Consider the following 18526-nt stretch of genomic DNA (forward strand, 5'->3'; position numbering starts at 1 on the left):
CCCGTTTTATGGGGAGGAGGGTGGCACGGTTCCCGGCCTGGGGTCGATGGGGAGCAGTCGATCGAATCCGACCAATTTCTCGTAGAGCGCTGCCGCCTGCAGGAGCGCCGCCTCGCCGCGCGGCTTGCCAACGAGCTGCAGGCCCACCGGCCGGCCGAAACTGTCGAAGCCGCAGGGCACGGCGATCGCCGGGCTGCCGGTCACGGTGATCGCGGAGTTGAGCGTCGAGCCCGACATGTAGTTCTCGAGCTTCTTGCCGGCGATGGTCTCTGGTGCCCGCAGGTTGACGTCGAAGGCGGCCGTCGGCGCGCCCGGCGTCACCAGCAGGTCGTAGGTCTGGAAGAAGGTGAACATCCGCCGGTAGAGCGCCGCGCGCTCGCGTTCGGCCCAGGCGAGCTGGCTGGTCGTCTGCTTCTGGCCGAGTTCGGTGTTCCAGATGATGTCGGGCTTGAACTTGTCGCGATACTGCTGGATCTGCAGCTCGCGATCGACGAGGAACTGCTGGCTGCGGAAGGCCATGAACACTTCGTCGACCGGACCGAAATCGGGCGAGACCTCCTCGACGATGCAGCCCAGCTCCTCGAAGCGTTGCGCCATCCTCGTGCAGATCTCGCGGATCTCGCGGTCGACCTCGAACCGGCCGCCGAAGTCGATGGTGAAGGCGACGCGTTTGGGCAGCACGGGATTGGCGACCGCCGCGCTGAACGACACCGCCGGGGCATCGAAGGTCATGGCGTCCAGGGGGCAGAAGCCCGACATCGTGTCGAGGAACAGCGCCAAGTCGGCGACGTTGCGCGCCATCGGACCCTGCACCGACTGCGGCGAATAGAGATTGTTCGAGGTGCCGCGCGTGACCCGGCCTGCCGACGGGCGGAGGCCGACCGTCGAGCAGTAGGTGCCCGGCCGCCGCAGCGAGCCGCCATGGTCGGAACCGTGCGCCAGCCAGACCTCGCCGGTCGCCACCGAGACCGAGCCGCCTCCGGTGGACCCGCCGCAGGTGAGCGAGGTGTTCCAGGGATTGCGCGTGCGGCCGAAGACCTCGTTGAAGGTGCTGCCGCCGGCGCCGAATTCCGGCGTGTTCGACTTGCCCATCACGATGCCGCCCTTGCGCTCGATGCGCTCGACCAGCGGATTGGACTTTTCGGGCACATGGTCGGCGAAGATCGGCGATCCATAGGTGGTGCGCACGCCGGCCACATCGGTCAGGTCCTTGATCGAGACCGGAAGACCGGCCAGCCAGCCCGCCTCGCCTTCGGCCTCGTTGGCCTTGCCTTCCATGATCCGTTTCGCATGGTCGCGCGCGCGATCGAGGCAAAGCGTCGGCATGGCGTTAACCGCCGGCTCGACTTCGGCCATGCGCGCGGCCGAAGCCTCCACCAGGTCGAGGGGCGAAATCTCCTTCTTCTTGAGACGCGAGACGGCCTCGACTGCGGTAAGACGCCAAAGTTCGTTGCTCATGTATTGCCTCCAGTCATCACTGTGCCAGCCTTCACTGCGTCCTGTCTGCCTTCCCTGTCCCGCAAAGCCGGTTTAGCTGCCTTGCCCGCTCCGCATGCACATCGGCCCGATATTCGCCCACGAGGAAACGCCCCATGAAGACCGATCAAGCTGAAGCCGCCGGCCCCCTCAAGGGTCTGCGCATCCTCGACATCTCGACGGTCGTGGCCGGCCCCTTCGCGGCGGGTCTGCTGGGCGACTATGGCGCCGAGATCGTCAAGGTCGAGATGCCGGGCGTCGGCGATTCGCTGCGCGCGCTGGCGCCGCACAAGGACGGCGTGCCGCTGTGGTGGAAAGTCACCAACCGCAACAAGAAGGGCATCACGCTCGACCTTCGCCTGCCCGAGGGCCGCGATCTCTTCGCCAAGCTGGTGGCCGACGCCGATGTGCTGGTCGAGAATTTCCGTCCGGGTACGCTCGACGGCTGGGGCATCACGCGAACCTGGCTGCAGGGGCTCAATCCGCGCCTCACCATCCTGAGGGTCACCGGCTTCGGCCAGGACGGTCCCTATGCCGGACGGCCTGGTTTCGCCCGGATCTTCGAGGCGATGAGCGGCTTCACGCAGATCTGTGGCGAGGAGGACGGCCGGCCGCTGCATCTCGGCTATCCGATCTCCGATGCCGTCGCCGGCCTGTTCGGCGCGGTGGGAATCCTGGCCGCCCTGCACGATCTCGCGCAGCATCCCGAGCGGCGCGGCCAGGAGATCGATTGCTCGGCCACCGAGGCGATGATGCGCACGCTCGAATTCCTGGCGATCGAATACGACCAGCTCGGCGCCGTGCGCACGCGGTCGGGCAATCGCAGCCAGTATGCCGCGCCGGGCAACGTTTATCGCACCGCCGACGACAAGTGGGCGTCGATCGCGGCCTCGACCCAGAGCATCTTCGTGCGGCTCTGTGCGGCGCTGGACCTGAAGCACCTGCTGGAGGATCCGCGATTCGCGCTCAATCCGGCGCGGGTGAAGAACTATCGCGAGCTCGACGAGATCGTCGGCGCCGCCATTGGCAAACTTACCCTCGCCGAGTTGCGCGAGACGTTCACGCGCCACGAGGTCGGCTTCTCGCCGATCTACGACATCGCCGACGTCTTCGCCGACCCGCAGTTCGCGGCGCGCCAGGCGATCGTCAGCGTGCCCGACTCGGAGCTGGGTTCGGTGCGCATGCAGGGTGTCGTGCCGCGCTTCTCCGAAACGCCGGGCGCCGTGCGCCATGCCGGCCCGTCGATGGGTCAGCACAACGAGGAAGTCTATGGCGGCCTGGGCCTGACTCCTGCGCAGATCGAGGGCCTCAAGGCCCGCAAGGTCATCTAACTCTCTATTCCTCCCCCGTCTTACGGGGGAGGAGAAGAAAGCTAAGGCAAGCCCACAATGTGCCGCCTGCGCTGAGCCGTATAGAGGATGCCCAGCAGCATCAGGTTGAGCAGGTTGAAGGCGAGTGCCGACTGGAAGGCCGACGTGTAGGAGAGCGTCGCGTCGAAGATGAAGCCGCCCAGCCAGCCGCCGGCGGCCATGCCCGCCATCGCGAACAGCATCACCACGCCGAGGCGCCAGCCGGCGATCGTCGGGCCGTAGAGGAAGCGCAGATTCAGCGCATAGCCCTGCACGATAGCGATGAAGGGAATGCCGTGCAGCAGGGACAGCGCGTAGATTCCGTTGATGTCGCGCACGTAGAGGAAGCCGACCAGCGAGCCGATCTGGATCACCGAACAGAGAAGACTGACCGGCAGCGGCCCGATGCGTTGGGCGAGGCGCGCCATGACGAAGGTGGCGACGATGGCCGAGACCAGCACCAGCGACACCGCCTCGGTGCCGCGCGCCGCCGGGTAGCCCAGGTCGCCGCAAAAGGCGACCATGTGAACGAAGGGAATCGCCATGGCGGTGCAGCAGCAGAAGCCCGCCGCGGAGAGCAGCAACATGATCGCCGAAGAGGGCAATGGCAGGTGCACCTTCTCCTCGCGCCGCCGCCCGCCCGGACCGCGCAGGGTCGGCGCCACCCGAACGTAGAGCGCGCCCAGCAGCAACAGCCCGCCGGCCGACAGGCCGTAGACCAGCAACGTGTCGCGCCAGCCGATCTCCGGCAGCAGCAGGCGATAGACCTGCGGCCAGACCGAGCCGGCCACCGCGGGCCCGATCGAGATGAGCGCGATCGCCATGTTGCGCCGCTTCTCGAACCAGCCCTGCACGTTGTTCATCGCCGGCGTGAAGGTGCCGGCATTGCCCAGGAATCCCAGCAGGACGGCATAGCCTGCATAAAGCGCGATCTCGCCGCCGCGGGACGCCACCCAACCGCCCAGCGCGATACAGACGCCGGCAATCAGCAGCGGCACCCGCGGACTGGTGCGATCGGCCAGCCAGCCCATGAAGACGCCGCCCACGCCCATGCCGAAGAAGCCCACCATGTAGGCGAAGGACGGCACGGCGCGCTGGTCGCCGAAGTCGGCCGCCATTTCCTTGAGGCCGACCATGGGCAGATAGATGCCGCCGCCGCCCAGCGCGACGCAGGCCATCGAGACCAGCGCCAGCCGCCACGCATAGGCGCTGTCGACACCCCTCCCCGGCGGGGTGACGCTCACTCGCGCGCCAGCGCCGCCGCGGCTGCCTGCTCGGCGTCGAGCACCTGGTCGTCGTCCATCAGCACGGTGACCTTGCGCAGCTTGCCGGTGAAGGCGAACGGCGCCTCGTAGTGCGACACCGGGCTCGACCGGTCGCGGCCGATGTCGAGGCCCGACCAGGAGATGAAGCTGACGAAGCCGTTCTGGGTGTCGAAGCTGCCCGCCGGCTCGCCGTCGATCAGGATCGTGGCGAGGTTGCGCCCCTTGTTGCGCCGCATCCGGACCGCCAATTTGCGGTTGCCGGCCGGCACCGGCCGGTCGGAGACGATCAGGTGGTGCTCGCCGCCGATGTTCATGTCGTAGGCGAGCTTGCCGTCCTTCATGTAGAGCGAGTAGCCGGTGGTGGCGTCGCCATGGGCGATCAGCACGCCCTCGGTCATCGCCCCGTCAACATGGACGTCGGCCTCGATCGTGTAGGTGCGGTTGCGCACGTCGGGCGCCACGTCGGTCGGGACGTGGCCCATGCCGGCATGGAAGACGAAACGGTTGCGGGGCCCGTGAAAGCGCTTGGCATTGTCGGCGAAGCGCGGCGCGAAGCGGTCGTCGAGCGGCAGGACCTTGTGCGCCTCGGCCTGGCGCCACCATTCGTCGATCATGGCCTTCAGCCGCTCCGGCTCCTTCTCGGCGAGATCGTTGGTCTCGTTGAAGTCCTGGTCGAGGTGGTAGAGTTCCCACTTGTCGTTGGCGAAGTCGGCGCCCGGCGGATGGAACGACACGGCCTTCCAGCCATCCTGCACCAGGCCGCGATGGCCGAACATCTCGAAATATTGCGGCTTGGCCTTGGACTTGGCCTTCGCATTCTTGAGGCTCTTGGCAAAGCTGGTGCCTTCGAGCGGCATCTGCTTCACGCCGTTGATCGCCTTGGGCGGCTTGATGCCGACGACGTCGAGCAGGGTCGGGACCAGGTCGCTGGCATGGCAGAACTGGTGGCGCAGCTCGCCGCGCGCGGCGATGCCCTTGTCCCAGGCCATGACCAGCGGATCGCGGATGCCGCCGCCATGGGTGTTCTGCTTGTAGCGGCGCAGCGGCGTGTTGGCCGCCATCGCCCAGCCCCACGGGAAGTTGGAGTGAGTGTCGGGGCCGCCGATATCGTCGATGCGCGCGATCTTCTCCTCGAGCGATTCGCGACGGAGATTGTAGGGCCCCATGGCATTGATCATGCCGAAGGGTCCGCCTTCCTGGCTGGCGCCGTTGTCGGACATGACGATGACCAGCGTGTCGTCGAGCTGGCCGCTGCTCTCGAGGAAGGCCACCAGGCGGCCGATATGCTGGTCGGCATGGTCGAGCATGGCGGCGTAGGCGGCCTGCAGCCGGGTGAACAGGCGGCGTTCGGGCTCGTCAATCTCGGCCCAGGCGCGCACGGAATCGTTGCGCGGCGGCAGCTGCGTGCCCTTGGGCACGATGCCCATCTCGATCTGGCGCGCGAGGCGCTTTTCACGCTCGGCGTCCCAGCCTTCGGCAAAGACCGAATCGTACTTGGAGACGAGGTTGAACGGCGCCTGGTGGGGCGCATGGCAGGCGCCGAAGGCCAGCCAGGTGAGCCACGGCGTCTCGGCATTGTCGGCGGTATGGTCGGCGAGATAGCGGATCGCCTGGTCGACCAGGTCGGAGGTGAGATGATAGCCGGTGGCGAACGTGCCCGGCGGATCGACCGGTGTGTTGTCACGCACCAGCTCGGGCGCGAACTGATCGGTCTCGGCATCCATGAAGCCGTAGTAGCGGTCGAAGCCTCGGCCCAGCGGCCAGCCGTCGAACGGGCCGGTCGCGCCGGACTCGGTGAGCGGCGTCACGTGCCACTTGCCCAGCATGTAGTTGCGATAGCCGTGCGGCCGCAGCATCTCGGCGATGGTGCCCGCCTCGCGGCTGATCTTGCCGCGATAGCCGGGATAGCCCGAATCGAAATTGGCGAGGCAGCCGACACCCACCGAATGATGGTTGCGGCCGGTCAGAAGCGCGGCCCGCGTGGTCGAGCACATCGCCGTCGTGTGAAAGCCGGTGTAGCGCAGGCCGCGCTTGGCGAGGGCGTCGATGACGGGCGTGTCGATCGGCGAGCCGTAGCAGCCGAGGTCGGAGAAGCCGACATCGTCGAACAGGATGACCAGGATGTTCGGCGCGCCTTTCGGCCGCTTCGGGGCCTTCGGCCAGTGCGGCTGTGACTCCTGAACCGTCTTGCCGATCTTCCCCTGATGTCCCGTCATGCGTTTCCTCTTTCGTTGTCGCGGTTGTCCGACACTTGGGCAGCGCGATCAACCTTGTCGCAGTTCATGCCACTTGTTAGGGAAAGTCATGGCTCACTTCACCTCCGATGGGCTCGACCTCGCCTACGACGAATTCGGTCCCGCCGACGGCCGCAAGGCGATCGTGCTGGTGCACGGCTTCTCCGCGAACCGCACCGAGAACTGGAAGCGCATGGGCTGGTACGACGCCATCGCCGCCAAGGGACTTCGCGGCTTCGCGCTCGACAATCGCGGCCACGGCGAAAGCGCCAAGCCGCACGATCCGGCCAGCTACGATCGCGAGGCGATGGCCCGCGATGTTTTTGCATTGATGGACCATGCCGGCGTCGAGCGCGCGCACGTGCTGGGCTTCTCGATGGGCTCGCACATCGCGCTGACGGCGGCGCTGGTCGATCCCGGCCGCATCGATCATCTGGTGGTGGCGGGCGTCGGCGGCAAACTGTTCGATCCGCCGCGCGCGGAAGGCGCCATGGCCGAGGCCATGGAAGCCGCCAGCCCCGACGACATCGCCGATCCGATGCTCAAGAGCTTCCGCCATTTTGCCGACGAGCAGAAGGAAGACCGGCTGGCCCTGGCCGCCTGCTCGCGCGGACCGCGCCTGCCGCTCACGCGCGACTCGCTGATGGCGATCCGGCGTCCGACCCTGGTCGTCGCCGGCGCCCGCGACCAGCTCGCCGGTCCGCCGCAGGGACTGGCCGACGCCATCCCCGGCGCCAAGGCGGTGACCCTGCCGGGGTGCGATCACTTCTCCTGCATCGGCCATCCGATGTTCAAGGCCACCGTGTTCGACTTCTTCGACGGCTGGCTCGAGTAGGCTGGATGGCAAGGGTCAGCTTCAAGTCGATCCAGGCGCGCGCCGCCAGGCGCAAGGGCGGCGAGAAGGCGCTGGCGGCCCTGCTGCCGAAGAAACGCGACAACAAGGCCCTGGCGAAACTGACGGACGACCGCGTGCTGGCCGAGATGGCGCGCCGCGTGTTCTGCGCCGGCTTCGTGTGGAGCGTGATCGACAAGAAGTGGCCGGGCTTCGAGGAGGCCTTCCTTGGCTTCAATCCCAAGCGGCTCCTGTTCCAGCCCGCCGAGTTCTGGGAGGCCCTCACCCGGGACACGCGTATCGTGCGCAACCCGACAAGCATCCGGTCGGTGCGCGAGAATGCGAAGTTCGTCACCGACATCGCGGCGGAGCATGGCAGCTTCGGCAAGTTCCTCGCCGCCTGGCCGGTCGACGACCAGATCGGCCTGCTCGAAATCTTCGCCAAGCGCGGCTCCCGGCTCGGAGGCTTCTCTGGCCAGTACCTGCTGCGCTTCCTCGGGCGTGATTCCTTCATCCTGACCGGCGACCTGATGATGTGCCTGCGCGATGCCGGCGTGCCGATCAGCGAGAAGGGTACATCCAAGAAGGACCAGAAGCTCGCCCAGGCGCAGATCAATGCCTGGGCCGAAGAGAGCGGCCTGCCGCTCACCCACATCTCGCGCATCTGCGCCCTGTCGATCGGCGAGAACCACGATGCCGCGCGCCTCGCGGAAACCATGCGGACGTGACCATGACGAACATCCTGCTGATCAATCCCAACACCACGAAGTCGATCACCGACCTCGTCCTCAAGACGGCCAAGGGCTTTGCCTCCAAGGGCACCCGCCTGCGGGCGCTCACCGGCTCCTTCGGTCCGCGCTACATCGCCTCGCGCGCGGCCTATGCCATCGCGAGCCACGCCGCGCTCGACGCCTATGCCAACGATCGCGGCCCCAAGGACGTGGTCGTTCTGGCCTGCTTCGGCGATCCGGGCCTCGCGGCCCTGAAGGAGGTCAGTCCGGTCCCGGTCGTCGGCATGGCTGATGCGTCGATCCTGCAAGCCTGTGCCATGGGCAACCGCTTCTCGATCGTCACCGGCGGCGAGCGCTGGCAGTCGATGCTCGAGGAATTCGTGGCGGGCCATGGTCTCTCCTCGCGCCTCGCCTCGGTGCGCACGGTGGCGCCGACCGGTGCCGACATCGCGCGTGACCCCACGGCCGCCATGGAATTGCTGGCAAAAGGCTGCAGCGCCTGCGTCAAAGAGGATGGCGCCGACGTGGTGATCCTGGGCGGCGCGGGCCTGGCCGGGCTCGCCGCCAAGCTGAAGCACATGGTCGATGCCCCTCTCCTCGACGGCGTCGCCTGCGCCATCTCGATGGCCGAGGGACTCGCGCTGCAGAAGCTCGCGAAAGCCACCCATGGTGCACTTGCGAAGCCCGGCGCCGTGGACAGCATCAGACTCTCCAAAGGTCTTTCGAAGCTGCTGCAATCACCCTAGGGTCCGTCCCTATGCGGTTGGTCAGCTTTCGCCATGCGGGCGCGAACAAATTCGGCGCGGTCGTCGACGCCGGCATCGTCGATCTGTCGGCACGCACGAAGGGACGCTGGCCCGGCTTGCGCGATGTCATCGCGGCGAAGGCGCTCGATGAACTTCGCGCCGCACTAAAGGGAGCCGCGACCACTCTCGCGTTCGAGGACGTCGAGCTGCTGCCGGTCATTCCCGATCCCGGCAAGATCCTCTGCGTCGGCCTCAACTATGCCAGCCATGTCGGTGAGGTCGGACGCCAGATGCCGACCGTGCCCAGCGTCTTCACCCGGCTCCACGACACGCTGGTGCCCCACGGCGGCGACATCGTGCGGCCGCGCGCCTCGACTCAGTTCGACTATGAGGGCGAGCTGGCCATCGTGATCGGCGAGCGTTGCCGGCACGTGCCGCGCGCCAGCGCCCTGTCCGTGATCGCGGGCTACAGCTGCTTCATCGACGGCAGCATCCGGGACTTCCAGAAACACTCGGTCTTCGCCGGCAAGAACTTCCCCGCGACCGGACCGCTCGGACCGTGGATGGTTACGCCGGACGCGATCGGCGATCCGCAGCGGCTCGAACTCACGACACGGCTGAACGGCACCGTTGTGCAGCACGACACGACCGACCACATGATCTTCGATGTCGCGACCATCATCGAATATCTCTCGACCGTGACCTGGCTGGAGCCGGGCGACGTCATCGCGACCGGCACGCCCGACGGCGTCGGCACAGGCCGCAAGCCGCCGCTCTGGATGAAGGCCGGCGACAGGCTGGAGGTCGAGATCTCAGGCATAGGGACCTTGGGCGTCAATGTCATCGACGAGTAACTCATTCGACCTGCCGGCCAGCGAGGCCGGCACCGATGCGAAGAAGGTCCGCGAATACAAGGTGATCGCGCTGATCGCCCTGGCGCATTTCGTGAGCCATGTGCACATCATGCTGCTGCCGCCGCTGTTCGGCGAAGTCCGCGAGGCGTTCGGCGTCAGCTATGTCGAGATCGGCTTCGCGCTCACGGCCTTCAACGCCGCCTCCGCCCTGCTGCAGACGCCGGCCGGCTTCCTGGTCGACCGGGTCGGCCCGCGCGCCATGCTGACCGGAGGCCTCATCCTGGGCGGCATCGCCGTCGCGGCGGCCGCGCTGCTGCCCGGCTACTGGTTCTTCGTCATCGCCTACGGCTTCCTGGGACTCGCCAACACCGTCTATCATCCGGCCGACTATTCGATCCTGTCGGCCACCATCGATCACAAGCGCATCGGCAAGGCCTTCTCGATCCATACCTTCGCGGGCTATCTCGGCTCGGGCGTGACACCGGCGCTGGCGCTGGCCTGTGCGGCCCTGTGGGGCTGGCGCGGCGCCTTCCTGTTCGTCGGCGGCCTGTCGATCGCGACGGCGCTCGTGTTGATCGTTGCGGGCAGCATCCTGCCGCGCGTCGTACACAAGCCCGGACAGCAGCCGGCCAAGGACAGCGGCCAGAAGGTCGGGCTCGACCTCCTGCTGAGCGCGCCGATCCTGCGCAACCTGCTGTTCTTCTTCTGCCTCGCCATGGCCAACGGCGGCATCCAGACCTTCACCGTCGTCGGCATGGCGCAGATCCATGGCACGCCCTTCTCGGTGGCCAGCGTGGCGCTCTCGGGGTTCCTGCTGTGCAGCGCCGGCGGCGTGCTGCTGGGGGGCATCATCGCCGACCGCACGCCCCACCATGAGCGCGTGGCGGCCGTCGGCTTCGCCTGTACCTCGACCATGGCGATCCTGATGGCCTGGGTGAACATGCCGGGCTTCGCGCTGATCGCTCTGATGTCGGTCGGCGGCCTGCTGAACGGCATCATCCAGCCGTCGCGCGACATGATGGTGCGCGCCGTGACGCCGCCCGGCTCGTTCGGCAAGGTGTTCGGCTTCGTCAGCACCGGCTTCAACCTGGGCGGCATGGTCGCCCCGCTGCTCTATGGCGCCCTGATGGACCATGGCGAGCCGCGCGCCATCTTCATGATCGTCACCGGCTTCATCTTCCTGGCGCTGATCACCGCGATCACCCGCCGCAAACCCGAGAGCATTGCCTGATGGATTCCCTGACGCCTGCCACGCCTCCCAAGACGGAAGCCCTCGCCCGCCGCTATGGCGCCGATGTCCTGCCCGCGGCCGGACCGTGGAACGAGACGATCGCCACGATGCTCGATCATCGCTCGGTGCGCAGCTACAAGCCCGATCCCGTGCCGGCCGGCGCGCTCGAAAGCATGATCGCCGCCGCCCAGTCGGCCGCTACCAGTTCCAACATGCAGTGGTGGTCGGCGCTCGCCGTCACCGATCCCGCCAAGAAGAAGGTGCTTGCCGAGATCGCCGGCGGCCAGAAGCATATCGAGCAGTGCCCGCTGTTCATCGCCTGGATCGCCGACATGTCGCGCAACCAGCGCATCTCGAACGCGACGAAGACGCCGTTCGAGACCATGCCCTGGCTGGAGACCTTCATGGTCGCCTCGATCGACGCGGCGCTGGCGGCCCAGAACGCCGTGGTCGCCGCGGAGTCGATGGGCCTGCGCACGGTCTATATCGGCGCCATGCGCAACGACCCGATCCGCGTTGCCGAGCTGCTCGGCCTGCCGCCCCAGGCCGTCGTCGTGTTCGGCCTCTGCGTCGGCTACGCCACGGAGAAGGGCGAGGGCGAGGTGAAGCCGCGCCTGCCGCAGTCGGTCGTGCTCCACACCGAGCGCTACGACGCGAGCAAGGAAGAGGCGCTGCGCGCCGCCTATGATGCCGAAATGAGCAAGTTCTCGGCCCGCCACGAACTGCAGGCCGCGACCTGGACCCAGCGGGTCCTGAACCGGCTGGGACCGATCAAAGCCATGAACGGTCGCGAAACGCTGCGCGCCGCGCTGGCGAAGATGGGATTCGAGGTTCGGTAGGCCGAGCTTCGCCCGGCCTCATGGCACGGCGCGTGCTGGAGTCCGGAGACGGTCAGGACGGAGGCAACATGCGGCGGACGGCTCATCGTTTTCTCATGACAGTGGCGTTCTGCGCGGCGGCCGGTACGGCCTCGGCGCAGGGACATCTTCGGATCGGAATCGGCGACGATCCCGATGTGCTCGATCCCACCCTGTCGCGCACCTACACGGGGCGAATCGTCTTCGCCTCGATCTGCGACAAGCTGTTCGACATCGACGAGAAGCTCACGGTGGTGCCGCAGCTGGCACTCGGCCACGAGACCTCGGCCGACGGCAAGACGGTCCTCATCAAGCTGCGCCCCGGCGTGAAATTCCATGACGGCGAGCCGTTCGATGCCGCCGCGGCCAAGTACAGCCTCGAACGTCACCTCAACATGAAGGGCTCGTTCCGCAAGCCCGAGATCGGCATCGTCGAGAGCGTCGACGTGGTCGATCCGCTGACCGTCAAGCTGAACCTGAAGCAACCCTTCTCGCCGCTGCTGGCACAGCTCACCGACCGGGCGGGCATGATGGTCTCGCCCAAGGCGGCGGAGGCGGCGGGCGACAAGTTCGGCCTGAAGCCCGTATGCGCCGGCCCCTACAAGTTCGTCGAGCGGGTCCAGCAGGACCGCATCGTCGTCGAGAAGTTCGCCGACTATTGGAACAAGGACCAGGTGTTCATCGACAAGATCACCTACCTGCCCATCGTCGATACGACGGTGCGCCTGGCCAACCTGCGCTCGGGCGGCATCGACCTCACCGAGCGCATCCTGGCGACCGACATCCCGACCGTGCGGGCCGATCCCAAGCTGAAGCTCGCCAACTCGGTGTCCCTCGCCTGGTTCGGGCTGATGATCAACCAGGAGAACGGGCCCAAGTCGAACAATCCGCTGGGCAAGGATCCGAGGGTGCGCCGCGCCTTCGAACTGGCGCTCGACCGCGACGCCATCAACCAGGTCGTGTTCAACGGCGAGTTCGTGCCGGGCAACCAGTGGGTCAGCCCGCAGAGCCCGTACTATCAGAAGGACTTCCCGATCCCCAAGCGCGACATCGCCAAGGCCAAGGCGCTGATGAAGGAGGCCGGCATCACCGGCAAACTCACCCTCGACTACATGGTGAACAACGCGCCCGAGTCGCGCGCCATCGCCGAGGTCGTGCAGTCTCTGGTCGCGGAAGCGGGCTTCGACCTGAAGCTGCGCGTGGTCGAGGTGGCGACCGCGCTGAAGGCCGGTGAGGACGGCGACTTCCAGGTCTATGCGCTGACCTGGAGCGGCCGCAGCGACCCGGACGGCAATTCCGTGGTCTTCCAGACCTGCGGCGCGCCGCAGAACATGGGAAAGTACTGCGACAAGGAACTGGACGGCTGGCACCAGGAAGCGCGGGCCGCGACCGACCTGGAGGCGCGCAAGGCGATCTACCGCAAGATCACCGAGCGCTTCCTGGACAAGGGCTGGATCTTCTACCTCTACCACCCGCAGAATCTCGCGACCCATACGGTCCGGCTCGAAGGATTTCGTCCGGTGCCGGATGGGCTGCTGCGCGTGGTCGGCCTGAAACTGAAATAGCGCCCGGTCAGTCGAACTTGCCGCTCTTCAGCCGGTCGACCATCGGGTTCTGGGCCGGCGCCGAGACTCGGCGCAGCGTGTTTGTGTCGCGGTGGTTGAAGGCCGGCGTCTTGCCGCGGACCGCCAGATCCGTGCGCGTCACATAGGTCCAGCTGCCGTCATCGTTGAAGGTGATGTCGATGCGGTAATAGTCGGTGCGGAACGCCTGCTCGAGGAAGGTGGTCGAGCAGATGCCGAAGCGCGTGTCGCCGCGCTTTGCCTCGACCGAAATGGTCTTGTCGTCCGGCTTCGCGGTTCCGCCCGCCAGCACGACCTGGCCGCGCGGAATGGCGATCGACTGCATGATCAGGCCGGTGGCCGGCTCCCACAGCCAGTAGCCGACCTGGTCGTGGAAGGTGATGGCTTCCTCGTCCGTGTTGATGTGGATGTGATAGCGCAGCCCGTAGAGAAGCTGCGGCCCGTTGGGCTGCGGGTCGATCGGCTCCATCCGGATATGCTCGCGGAAGCCGCGCTGCTCCGGGCCAGGCGCCTTGGGCGCGATGTCGATCCCCTTGTCGGACTCCCAGTCGCCGGCCAGTCGGGCCAGCGGCCCCAGGTTGGCCAGCGTGTCGGCTGAAAAATCCTCGGGTTCGGTAAAGACGTCTTCGGGAAGGGTCGACATGGGGTCCTCGGGCTGCACTCGCGCGGAATGTGCAAGCCCGGCCCCGGGTTAACAAGCGCGCGGCTTGTCACGCATCGTGCCACTCGAAGGCGAGCGGTGCCTCGCGGAAGGCAAAGCGATCGAGGTGGCTCGCGACGGCCCCCTTGAGCGCGTCGCGCTGTCCCTCGGCACTGGCCTCGAGGCGGCATTCCAGCGCATCGGAATGCGCTGTCAGAAGGAGAGTGGCATCGCCCGGCCAGTCGGCCCCGCGGGCGTTGCGCGGAAAGACCACCCTGCCCGTCTCCGGCGTGAACTCGACCTCGAGATTATGGCTCCAGTGCTTGCAGAGCTGCTGGAGGTAGCGGCTGCCGTTGACCGTCGGCACGCGCGCGCTGCTGGTGGCGCTCATAGGCGTTCGATCCTCTGCGCGGCCTCGTCGATGATGGCGACCGCGTCGTGGACCGTCTGCTTCTGCACACCGTCGCGGCCGAGGCGTAGGATCAACGCCTCGCGCAGATTGCCCATGGCCCGGCGCACCGGCGCGGAGTCGGTGCGCTCCTGGAGGCCGGCAAGCTCGGCCAGTCGTGCGAACAGCGCGGCGACCTCCACCTTGCGCTCATCGAGATGGGCGGTGCCGTCCGGCGTGACCGCAAAGGACTTGCGCGCGCCTTCCGACTTCACCTCCGCGATGTGGCCCATCTCGTCGAGCATCGTCAGCGTCGGATAGATCATGCCGGGGCTCGGTACGTATCGGCCGCCGGTCAGCTCCTCGATGGCGCGAATGAGCTCGTAGCCGTGGCGCGGCTCATCGGCGATCAGCTTCAGCAGCACGAGCCGCAGCTCGCCCGAATCGAAGACGCGGCGGCGTCCCCGCCCGCCGTGGCCCTCGCCGGCATGCCCGTCCCAGCCATGGCCGGGCCGGCCAAAGCCGCGCCGACCGAAATGATACCGATGGGACTCGTCGTGCCCGTGATGATGATGAAAAGTTCGCATTGTTTCACTCTTGGTATGACTTAACATACTCAAGATATATCTTGAATATTCAAAAACACAAGAGGGACTTCTCGAGGTTTCTGATTTTTTGAGTTCAGCCTACTTGCAGGTAACGGGGCGGCCACCCTTCACAGGGTGGCCGGCCTCATCAGTGACGACCCACTCGATTGACCGGGCCGCCCCTGTTCACGTCGCCGTCCACCCCACGGCCCGGGGCTACGCCGACGCCGGGAGCGCCCACGCCAACACCGGGCGTGACACCCACGCCGGGAGCGCCGACGCCAACGCCCGGCGCAACGCCGACACCGGGCGCGCCCGCGCCGACGCCCGGGACCACGCCCACGCCCGGCGCCCCGGCGCCGCGAGGTGCCCAGACGCAGCCGTGCGGCACGCCTTCAGCGCGACAATAGACTTCCGCGTTGGCCGAGGTCGCCAGAAGCGCCAGACCCAGCGACAAACCTGCGATTGTGCGAACCATGATTTTCTCCAACACCCGTATGGGATGCGGCGAGTGTCTACCACGTCACCGACAGCGACGCGCGAGAATTGAGCCGCCCCGCCGATCGAACCTCACCGCGGTTCTCTACGGGCGCCACGCCGCCAGAATCGCGGCCGCCTTCACCTTCACCGCCGCCGCATCGTCGCCGGGTTTATAGAGCGACGAGCCGAGGCCGAAGCCGGCCGCACCGGCCGCTCGCCAGGCGACCATGTTGTCCGCGCCGATGCCGCCGACCGGGATCAAGGGCGTGCCCTTCGGCAACACCGCCAGCAGCGCCTTGATCACCGCCGGAGAGGCCAGCTCGGCGGGAAACAGCTTCAATCCGTGCGCGCCCGCCTTCAGGGCCGCGAAGGCTTCTGTCGGCGTCAGGATACCGGGCAGGCTCGCCAGACCGAGCCGCACCGTCTCTTCGACGACGTCGCGGTCGAAATTCGGCGCCACGACGAGTTCACCGCCGGCCGACGCCACGTCCCGCACCTCGGCAGACGTCAAAACCGTGCCGGCGCCGATCACGGCATCGGGAAAGCGCCGGCGCAGTGTGGCGATGCTGTCGAGGGGTTGCGGCGAGTTGAGCGGCACCTCGATGAGACGAAACCCTGCCTCGACCAGCACCTCGCCGATCGCCGGCGCCTCGGCGGGCTTCACCCCGCGCAGGATGGCGACGAGCGGCAGCGCGCGCATCGCAGCCCTGAACCTGTCGATGGTGGTCATCCCCTTAAAGCCCTCATGCCCGCCCAGGTCGCCTCGGCGCCGAAGCGGCGCACGATTACGCTGCTGTGGCCCAGCGCGAGAGCATAGCGTTCCGTGAGCGCGGGTGCGCCGATGACGGCGACCGCGCGACCGGGTGCCAGGTCCTGAGTGCGCAGCTCCTCGCCGATCAGCAGGCCGGAGAGGTAGCTTGCCGATTGGGCAGGCGACAGACGGTCGAACAAGGCAAGCGCTCGTACCCCGAAGGCATTGTGCAGGAGGCCTTCGCCCTCGGCGACGCGCGTCACGCCGCGCAGGAACATCGCATGGTCGAGCGGTGCGTCGGCGTCGAGCGTCCGGGCCAGGATGGAATGCTGGCCGAGCAGACCGTAGAACTCGCCGGTCATGTAGGTCCGGAAGCCGGTGACCTGCCCGTCCCGGACCGTGGCCCATTTGCTGTGCGTGCCCGGCAGCACGAACAGCCCGTCCGTCAGATCGGCCAGCCGCATGGCGCCGAAGATCTGCACTTCCTCGCCGCGCATCACGTCGGGCACCTCGCCCTGCTCGACGCTGAGGCCGGGCACCAGGGCGATCCGCTCCGGCTCGATCCAGTGCAGGTGTCGCTTGAGGTCTGCGGGTCCGGCGGGACAGGCGACATAGGGCGCCTCGGCCCAGCCCTGCCGGCTGCCGGCCATGCCGGAGATCAGGCAGACGCTGCCGGCCGGCTTCATCCAATCGGAGAACAGCGAGTCGAAGACGCCGGCGAAATCGCCGTTCGGGACATTGAGAATCCCGAGCGGCGCGCTCTTCTCCTCCAGCACGCGGCCCGCCTCGTCGAGACGGGCGCCGCGCAGCGAACTCGTACCCCAGTCGACGGCGATCAGGTGGGGCACTTCGACCACTCACCTGTTGGCGAACGAGGCGTAGCTTCTGACGGAAACCTGATGTCGCGGCGTCAGATAGGGATACCTGATCGCGACCATCCGCTTCACGATATCGTCCTCATTGCGAAGCCGCCCGCATTTCACGTCGTCATCCCATTGGACGACCGCCCACGTGATCTCATGGCACTTGGCCTCTAGAGCAGGATACTTCGAGGGATCCACATCGGGAATTACTTCCGGCCAGCGCTCCTCTATGGGAACAGACGCTCGGGGGCCCAACTGGCTGTATTCTTCGAAGGCCCGATCGAATTGCTCCGACGACACGATCGAAAGCTCATCCGGAGTCAGCCTGCCGGGATCGTCAACAATGCGCCGCGCCCGCAGCGTCGAAGGCCCTGCCCACGGACCGGTCAGGCTTTCCGCCTTCTCCCAGGAACCAGGAACCTTCGCCATCGCCCTTCTCTCAGGCTTGCAAGCCTAGTCCCGGCAGGACCATTCCAGCATGCGCTTCATGAAGGCCTCGCCGGCATCGATCTGCGAGGCCAGGATGAATTCGTTGGGCTGGTGCGCCTGGGCGATGTCGCCCGGGCCGCAGACCACCGTCGGCACGCCCAGCACCTTGCGGAAGATGCCGGCCTCGGTGGCATAGACCACCGCGCCGACCGTGTTGGACCCGGACCAGCTGCCTGCCAGGGTCTTGGCGTCGTCGTTGCCCTCGGGCGAGAAGGCGGGCGTCGAGGCGCGCAGCTCGGTGTCGATGGCGGCCGCCGGATGCTTGGCCTTCATCTTGGGCAGCAGCTCTTCCTTCAGCCACTTCTTGGCGCGCTCGCCCAGTTCCTCGATCGGGCGGGTCGGCAGCTCGCGATAGCCCCACAGGACCTCGCACTCGCGCGCCAGGATGTTGCCCGCCGTGCCGCCGATGATGGTGCCGACGTTGAAGGTCGCGGCGGCCGGCATGAACTCGCTGTCCTTGGGCGCGGCGGCCTCGAGCTCCTCCTGCACCGTGTTCAGGTAGTGGATGAACTCGCCCGCGAAATGGATGGCGCTGACGCCGAGATGGGTCATCGAGGAATGCGCCTCGAAGCCGGTGAACTTGGTGACGTAGCTCTGGCTGCCCTTGTGGGCATGCACCACGGTCATCATGGTCGGCTCGCCGATGATGATGACGCGCGGCTTCGGCACCTCGGTCGCCATGCGGGCGGCCAGCGAATGCGCGCCGAAACAGCCGATCTCCTCGTCGTAGGACAGCGCGAAGTGGATCGGCTTCTTGAGGGGGGCTTTCAGGAACTCCGGCAGCATGGCGAGGCCGATCGCGTAGAAGGCCTTCATGTCGCAGGTGCCGCGGCCGTAGTACTTGCCGTCCTTCAGCGTGAGCGTCCACGGATCGGTGACCCAGGGCTGGCCGTCGACCGGCACGACGTCGGTATGGCCCGACAGCACGACGCCGCCCGGTACGTTGGGTCCGACGGTGGCGAAGAGATTGGCCTTCGACCCGTCCTCGTTGGGGACCAGCTTGGACTCGACGCCATGGCCCTTGAGGTACCCCTGCACATACTCGATCAGGGCGAGGTTGGAATTGCGCGAGGTGGTGTCGAACGCCACGAGCTTTCGCAGCATGTCGATGGAATTGACGGTCTCTCCGGCCATGATGTCCCTTGTTCACTCTGTTCCGACCTCACCCTG

At 67.0% G+C, this 18526-nt stretch carries 19 protein-coding genes; 8 read left to right on the plus strand and 11 right to left on the minus strand.

The genetic code is table 11. The annotated features are described in order from the left end of the window. Positions 1-6: 6 nt before the first annotated feature. Positions 7-1458: an amidase gene (locus ACO07I_RS12925; RefSeq protein WP_422017902.1), complete on the minus strand. Its 1452-nt coding sequence runs from the start codon at positions 1456-1458 to the stop codon at positions 7-9. Between the two features lie 134 nt (positions 1459-1592). Here ACO07I_RS12925 and ACO07I_RS12930 point away from each other — a divergent pair, with 134 nt between their 5' ends. Next, entirely contained in the window at positions 1593-2807 is a 1215-nt protein-coding gene (locus ACO07I_RS12930) for a CaiB/BaiF CoA transferase family protein (RefSeq protein ID WP_422017904.1), read from the plus strand. Positions 2808-2848: 41 nt separating this feature from the next. Here ACO07I_RS12930 and ACO07I_RS12935 read toward each other — a convergent pair whose 3' ends face one another. Further along, a complete protein-coding gene (locus ACO07I_RS12935; protein WP_422017906.1) occupies positions 2849-4069 on the minus strand; it encodes an MFS transporter in 1221 nt (406 codons plus the stop codon). Further along, entirely contained in the window at positions 4066-6306 is a 2241-nt protein-coding gene (locus ACO07I_RS12940; RefSeq protein WP_422017908.1) for an arylsulfatase, read from the minus strand. Before ACO07I_RS12940 ends, ACO07I_RS12935 begins: the two co-directional genes overlap by 4 nt. 88 nt (positions 6307-6394) lie before the next feature. On the opposite strand from ACO07I_RS12940, the gene ACO07I_RS12945 reads away from it, so the two are divergent. The 7 genes from ACO07I_RS12945 (at position 6395) to ACO07I_RS12975 (ending at position 13140) form a co-directional block, all read left to right on the plus strand. Next, the gene (locus ACO07I_RS12945) at positions 6395-7159 is read left to right on the plus strand and encodes an alpha/beta fold hydrolase (protein WP_422017910.1); all 765 of its coding nucleotides are present in this window, start codon (positions 6395-6397) and stop codon (positions 7157-7159) included. A 5-nt stretch (positions 7160-7164) separates the two neighbouring features. After that, a complete protein-coding gene (locus tag ACO07I_RS12950; protein ID WP_422017912.1) occupies positions 7165-7884 on the plus strand; it encodes a DNA-3-methyladenine glycosylase I in 720 nt (239 codons plus the stop codon). 2 nt (positions 7885-7886) lie between these two features. Then, complete coding sequence (locus tag ACO07I_RS12955) at positions 7887-8633, plus strand: aspartate/glutamate racemase family protein (protein WP_422017914.1); 747 nt, start codon at positions 7887-7889, stop codon at positions 8631-8633. Positions 8634-8644: 11 nt separating this feature from the next. Further along, positions 8645-9487, plus strand: coding sequence for a fumarylacetoacetate hydrolase family protein (locus tag ACO07I_RS12960; protein WP_422017916.1), 843 nt, complete (start codon positions 8645-8647; stop codon positions 9485-9487). Beyond that, positions 9471-10718: an MFS transporter gene (locus ACO07I_RS12965; RefSeq protein WP_422017918.1), complete on the plus strand. Its 1248-nt coding sequence runs from the start codon at positions 9471-9473 to the stop codon at positions 10716-10718. The genes ACO07I_RS12960 and ACO07I_RS12965 overlap by 17 nt, the downstream gene beginning before the upstream one ends. Beyond that, entirely contained in the window at positions 10718-11557 is an 840-nt protein-coding gene (locus tag ACO07I_RS12970; RefSeq protein ID WP_422017920.1) for an NADPH-dependent oxidoreductase, read from the plus strand. The genes ACO07I_RS12965 and ACO07I_RS12970 overlap by 1 nt, the downstream gene beginning before the upstream one ends. A gap of 68 nt (positions 11558-11625) precedes the next feature. Then, a complete protein-coding gene (locus ACO07I_RS12975; protein ID WP_422017922.1) occupies positions 11626-13140 on the plus strand; it encodes an ABC transporter substrate-binding protein in 1515 nt (504 codons plus the stop codon). 7 nt (positions 13141-13147) lie between these two features. Here the strand turns inward: ACO07I_RS12975 and ACO07I_RS12980 are convergent, their stop codons facing one another. The 8 genes from ACO07I_RS12980 to argE all read right to left on the minus strand — a co-directional run bounded on the left by ACO07I_RS12980 (position 13148) and on the right by argE (position 18490). Next, positions 13148-13801, minus strand: coding sequence for an FABP family protein (locus ACO07I_RS12980; protein ID WP_422017924.1), 654 nt, complete (start codon positions 13799-13801; stop codon positions 13148-13150). Positions 13802-13868: 67 nt separating this feature from the next. Continuing rightward, positions 13869-14189 carry a DUF2218 domain-containing protein gene (locus ACO07I_RS12985; protein WP_422017926.1) on the minus strand — a complete coding sequence of 107 codons (321 nt, stop codon included), beginning with the start codon at positions 14187-14189 and terminating at the stop codon, positions 13869-13871. Next, complete coding sequence (locus tag ACO07I_RS12990; protein WP_422017928.1) at positions 14186-14773, minus strand: PadR family transcriptional regulator; 588 nt, start codon at positions 14771-14773, stop codon at positions 14186-14188. The genes ACO07I_RS12985 and ACO07I_RS12990 overlap by 4 nt, the downstream gene beginning before the upstream one ends. 148 nt (positions 14774-14921) lie before the next feature. Continuing rightward, positions 14922-15251 (minus strand): hypothetical protein, encoded by a 330-nt coding sequence (locus tag ACO07I_RS12995; protein ID WP_422017930.1) that lies wholly within the window; start codon positions 15249-15251, stop codon positions 14922-14924. 105 nt (positions 15252-15356) lie between these two features. Further along, complete coding sequence (locus ACO07I_RS13000) at positions 15357-15983, minus strand: 2-dehydro-3-deoxy-6-phosphogalactonate aldolase (protein ID WP_422017932.1); 627 nt, start codon at positions 15981-15983, stop codon at positions 15357-15359. Then, a complete protein-coding gene (locus ACO07I_RS13005) occupies positions 15980-16852 on the minus strand; it encodes a 2-dehydro-3-deoxygalactonokinase (protein WP_422017934.1) in 873 nt (290 codons plus the stop codon). The genes ACO07I_RS13000 and ACO07I_RS13005 overlap by 4 nt, the downstream gene beginning before the upstream one ends. A 9-nt stretch (positions 16853-16861) precedes the next feature. Continuing rightward, a complete protein-coding gene (locus tag ACO07I_RS13010) occupies positions 16862-17296 on the minus strand; it encodes a hypothetical protein (RefSeq protein ID WP_422017936.1) in 435 nt (144 codons plus the stop codon). 24 nt (positions 17297-17320) lie between these two features. After that, a complete protein-coding gene (gene argE, locus ACO07I_RS13015; RefSeq protein WP_422017938.1) occupies positions 17321-18490 on the minus strand; it encodes an acetylornithine deacetylase in 1170 nt (389 codons plus the stop codon). Positions 18491-18526: the final 36 nt, after the last annotated feature.

Origin of the sequence: Reyranella sp., assembly GCF_965227665.1 — a bacterium.
Classification (GTDB): domain Bacteria; phylum Pseudomonadota; class Alphaproteobacteria; order Reyranellales; family Reyranellaceae; genus Reyranella.

Excerpts from the sequence above, each read along its gene's own strand:
- ACO07I_RS12925 (WP_422017902.1), bottom strand. The coding sequence starts at position 1,458 with ATGAGCAACGAACTTTGGCGTCTTACCGCAGTCGAGGCCGTCTCGCGT.
- ACO07I_RS12930 (WP_422017904.1), top strand. The coding sequence starts at position 1,593 with ATGAAGACCGATCAAGCTGAAGCCGCCGGCCCCCTCAAGGGTCTGCGC.
- ACO07I_RS12940 (WP_422017908.1), bottom strand. The coding sequence starts at position 6,306 with ATGACGGGACATCAGGGGAAGATCGGCAAGACGGTTCAGGAGTCACAG.
- ACO07I_RS12945 (WP_422017910.1), top strand. The coding sequence starts at position 6,395 with ATGGCTCACTTCACCTCCGATGGGCTCGACCTCGCCTACGACGAATTC.
- ACO07I_RS12950 (WP_422017912.1), top strand. The coding sequence starts at position 7,165 with ATGGCAAGGGTCAGCTTCAAGTCGATCCAGGCGCGCGCCGCCAGGCGC.
- ACO07I_RS12955 (WP_422017914.1), top strand. The coding sequence starts at position 7,887 with ATGACGAACATCCTGCTGATCAATCCCAACACCACGAAGTCGATCACC.
- ACO07I_RS12960 (WP_422017916.1), top strand. The coding sequence starts at position 8,645 with ATGCGGTTGGTCAGCTTTCGCCATGCGGGCGCGAACAAATTCGGCGCG.
- ACO07I_RS12965 (WP_422017918.1), top strand. The coding sequence starts at position 9,471 with ATGTCATCGACGAGTAACTCATTCGACCTGCCGGCCAGCGAGGCCGGC.
- ACO07I_RS12970 (WP_422017920.1), top strand. The coding sequence starts at position 10,718 with ATGGATTCCCTGACGCCTGCCACGCCTCCCAAGACGGAAGCCCTCGCC.
- ACO07I_RS12975 (WP_422017922.1), top strand. The coding sequence starts at position 11,626 with ATGCGGCGGACGGCTCATCGTTTTCTCATGACAGTGGCGTTCTGCGCG.
- ACO07I_RS12980 (WP_422017924.1), bottom strand. The coding sequence starts at position 13,801 with ATGTCGACCCTTCCCGAAGACGTCTTTACCGAACCCGAGGATTTTTCA.
- ACO07I_RS12985 (WP_422017926.1), bottom strand. The coding sequence starts at position 14,189 with ATGAGCGCCACCAGCAGCGCGCGCGTGCCGACGGTCAACGGCAGCCGC.
- ACO07I_RS12990 (WP_422017928.1), bottom strand. The coding sequence starts at position 14,773 with ATGCGAACTTTTCATCATCATCACGGGCACGACGAGTCCCATCGGTAT.
- ACO07I_RS12995 (WP_422017930.1), bottom strand. The coding sequence starts at position 15,251 with ATGGTTCGCACAATCGCAGGTTTGTCGCTGGGTCTGGCGCTTCTGGCG.
- ACO07I_RS13000 (WP_422017932.1), bottom strand. The coding sequence starts at position 15,983 with ATGACCACCATCGACAGGTTCAGGGCTGCGATGCGCGCGCTGCCGCTC.
- ACO07I_RS13010 (WP_422017936.1), bottom strand. The coding sequence starts at position 17,296 with ATGGCGAAGGTTCCTGGTTCCTGGGAGAAGGCGGAAAGCCTGACCGGT.
- argE (WP_422017938.1), bottom strand. The coding sequence starts at position 18,490 with ATGGCCGGAGAGACCGTCAATTCCATCGACATGCTGCGAAAGCTCGTG.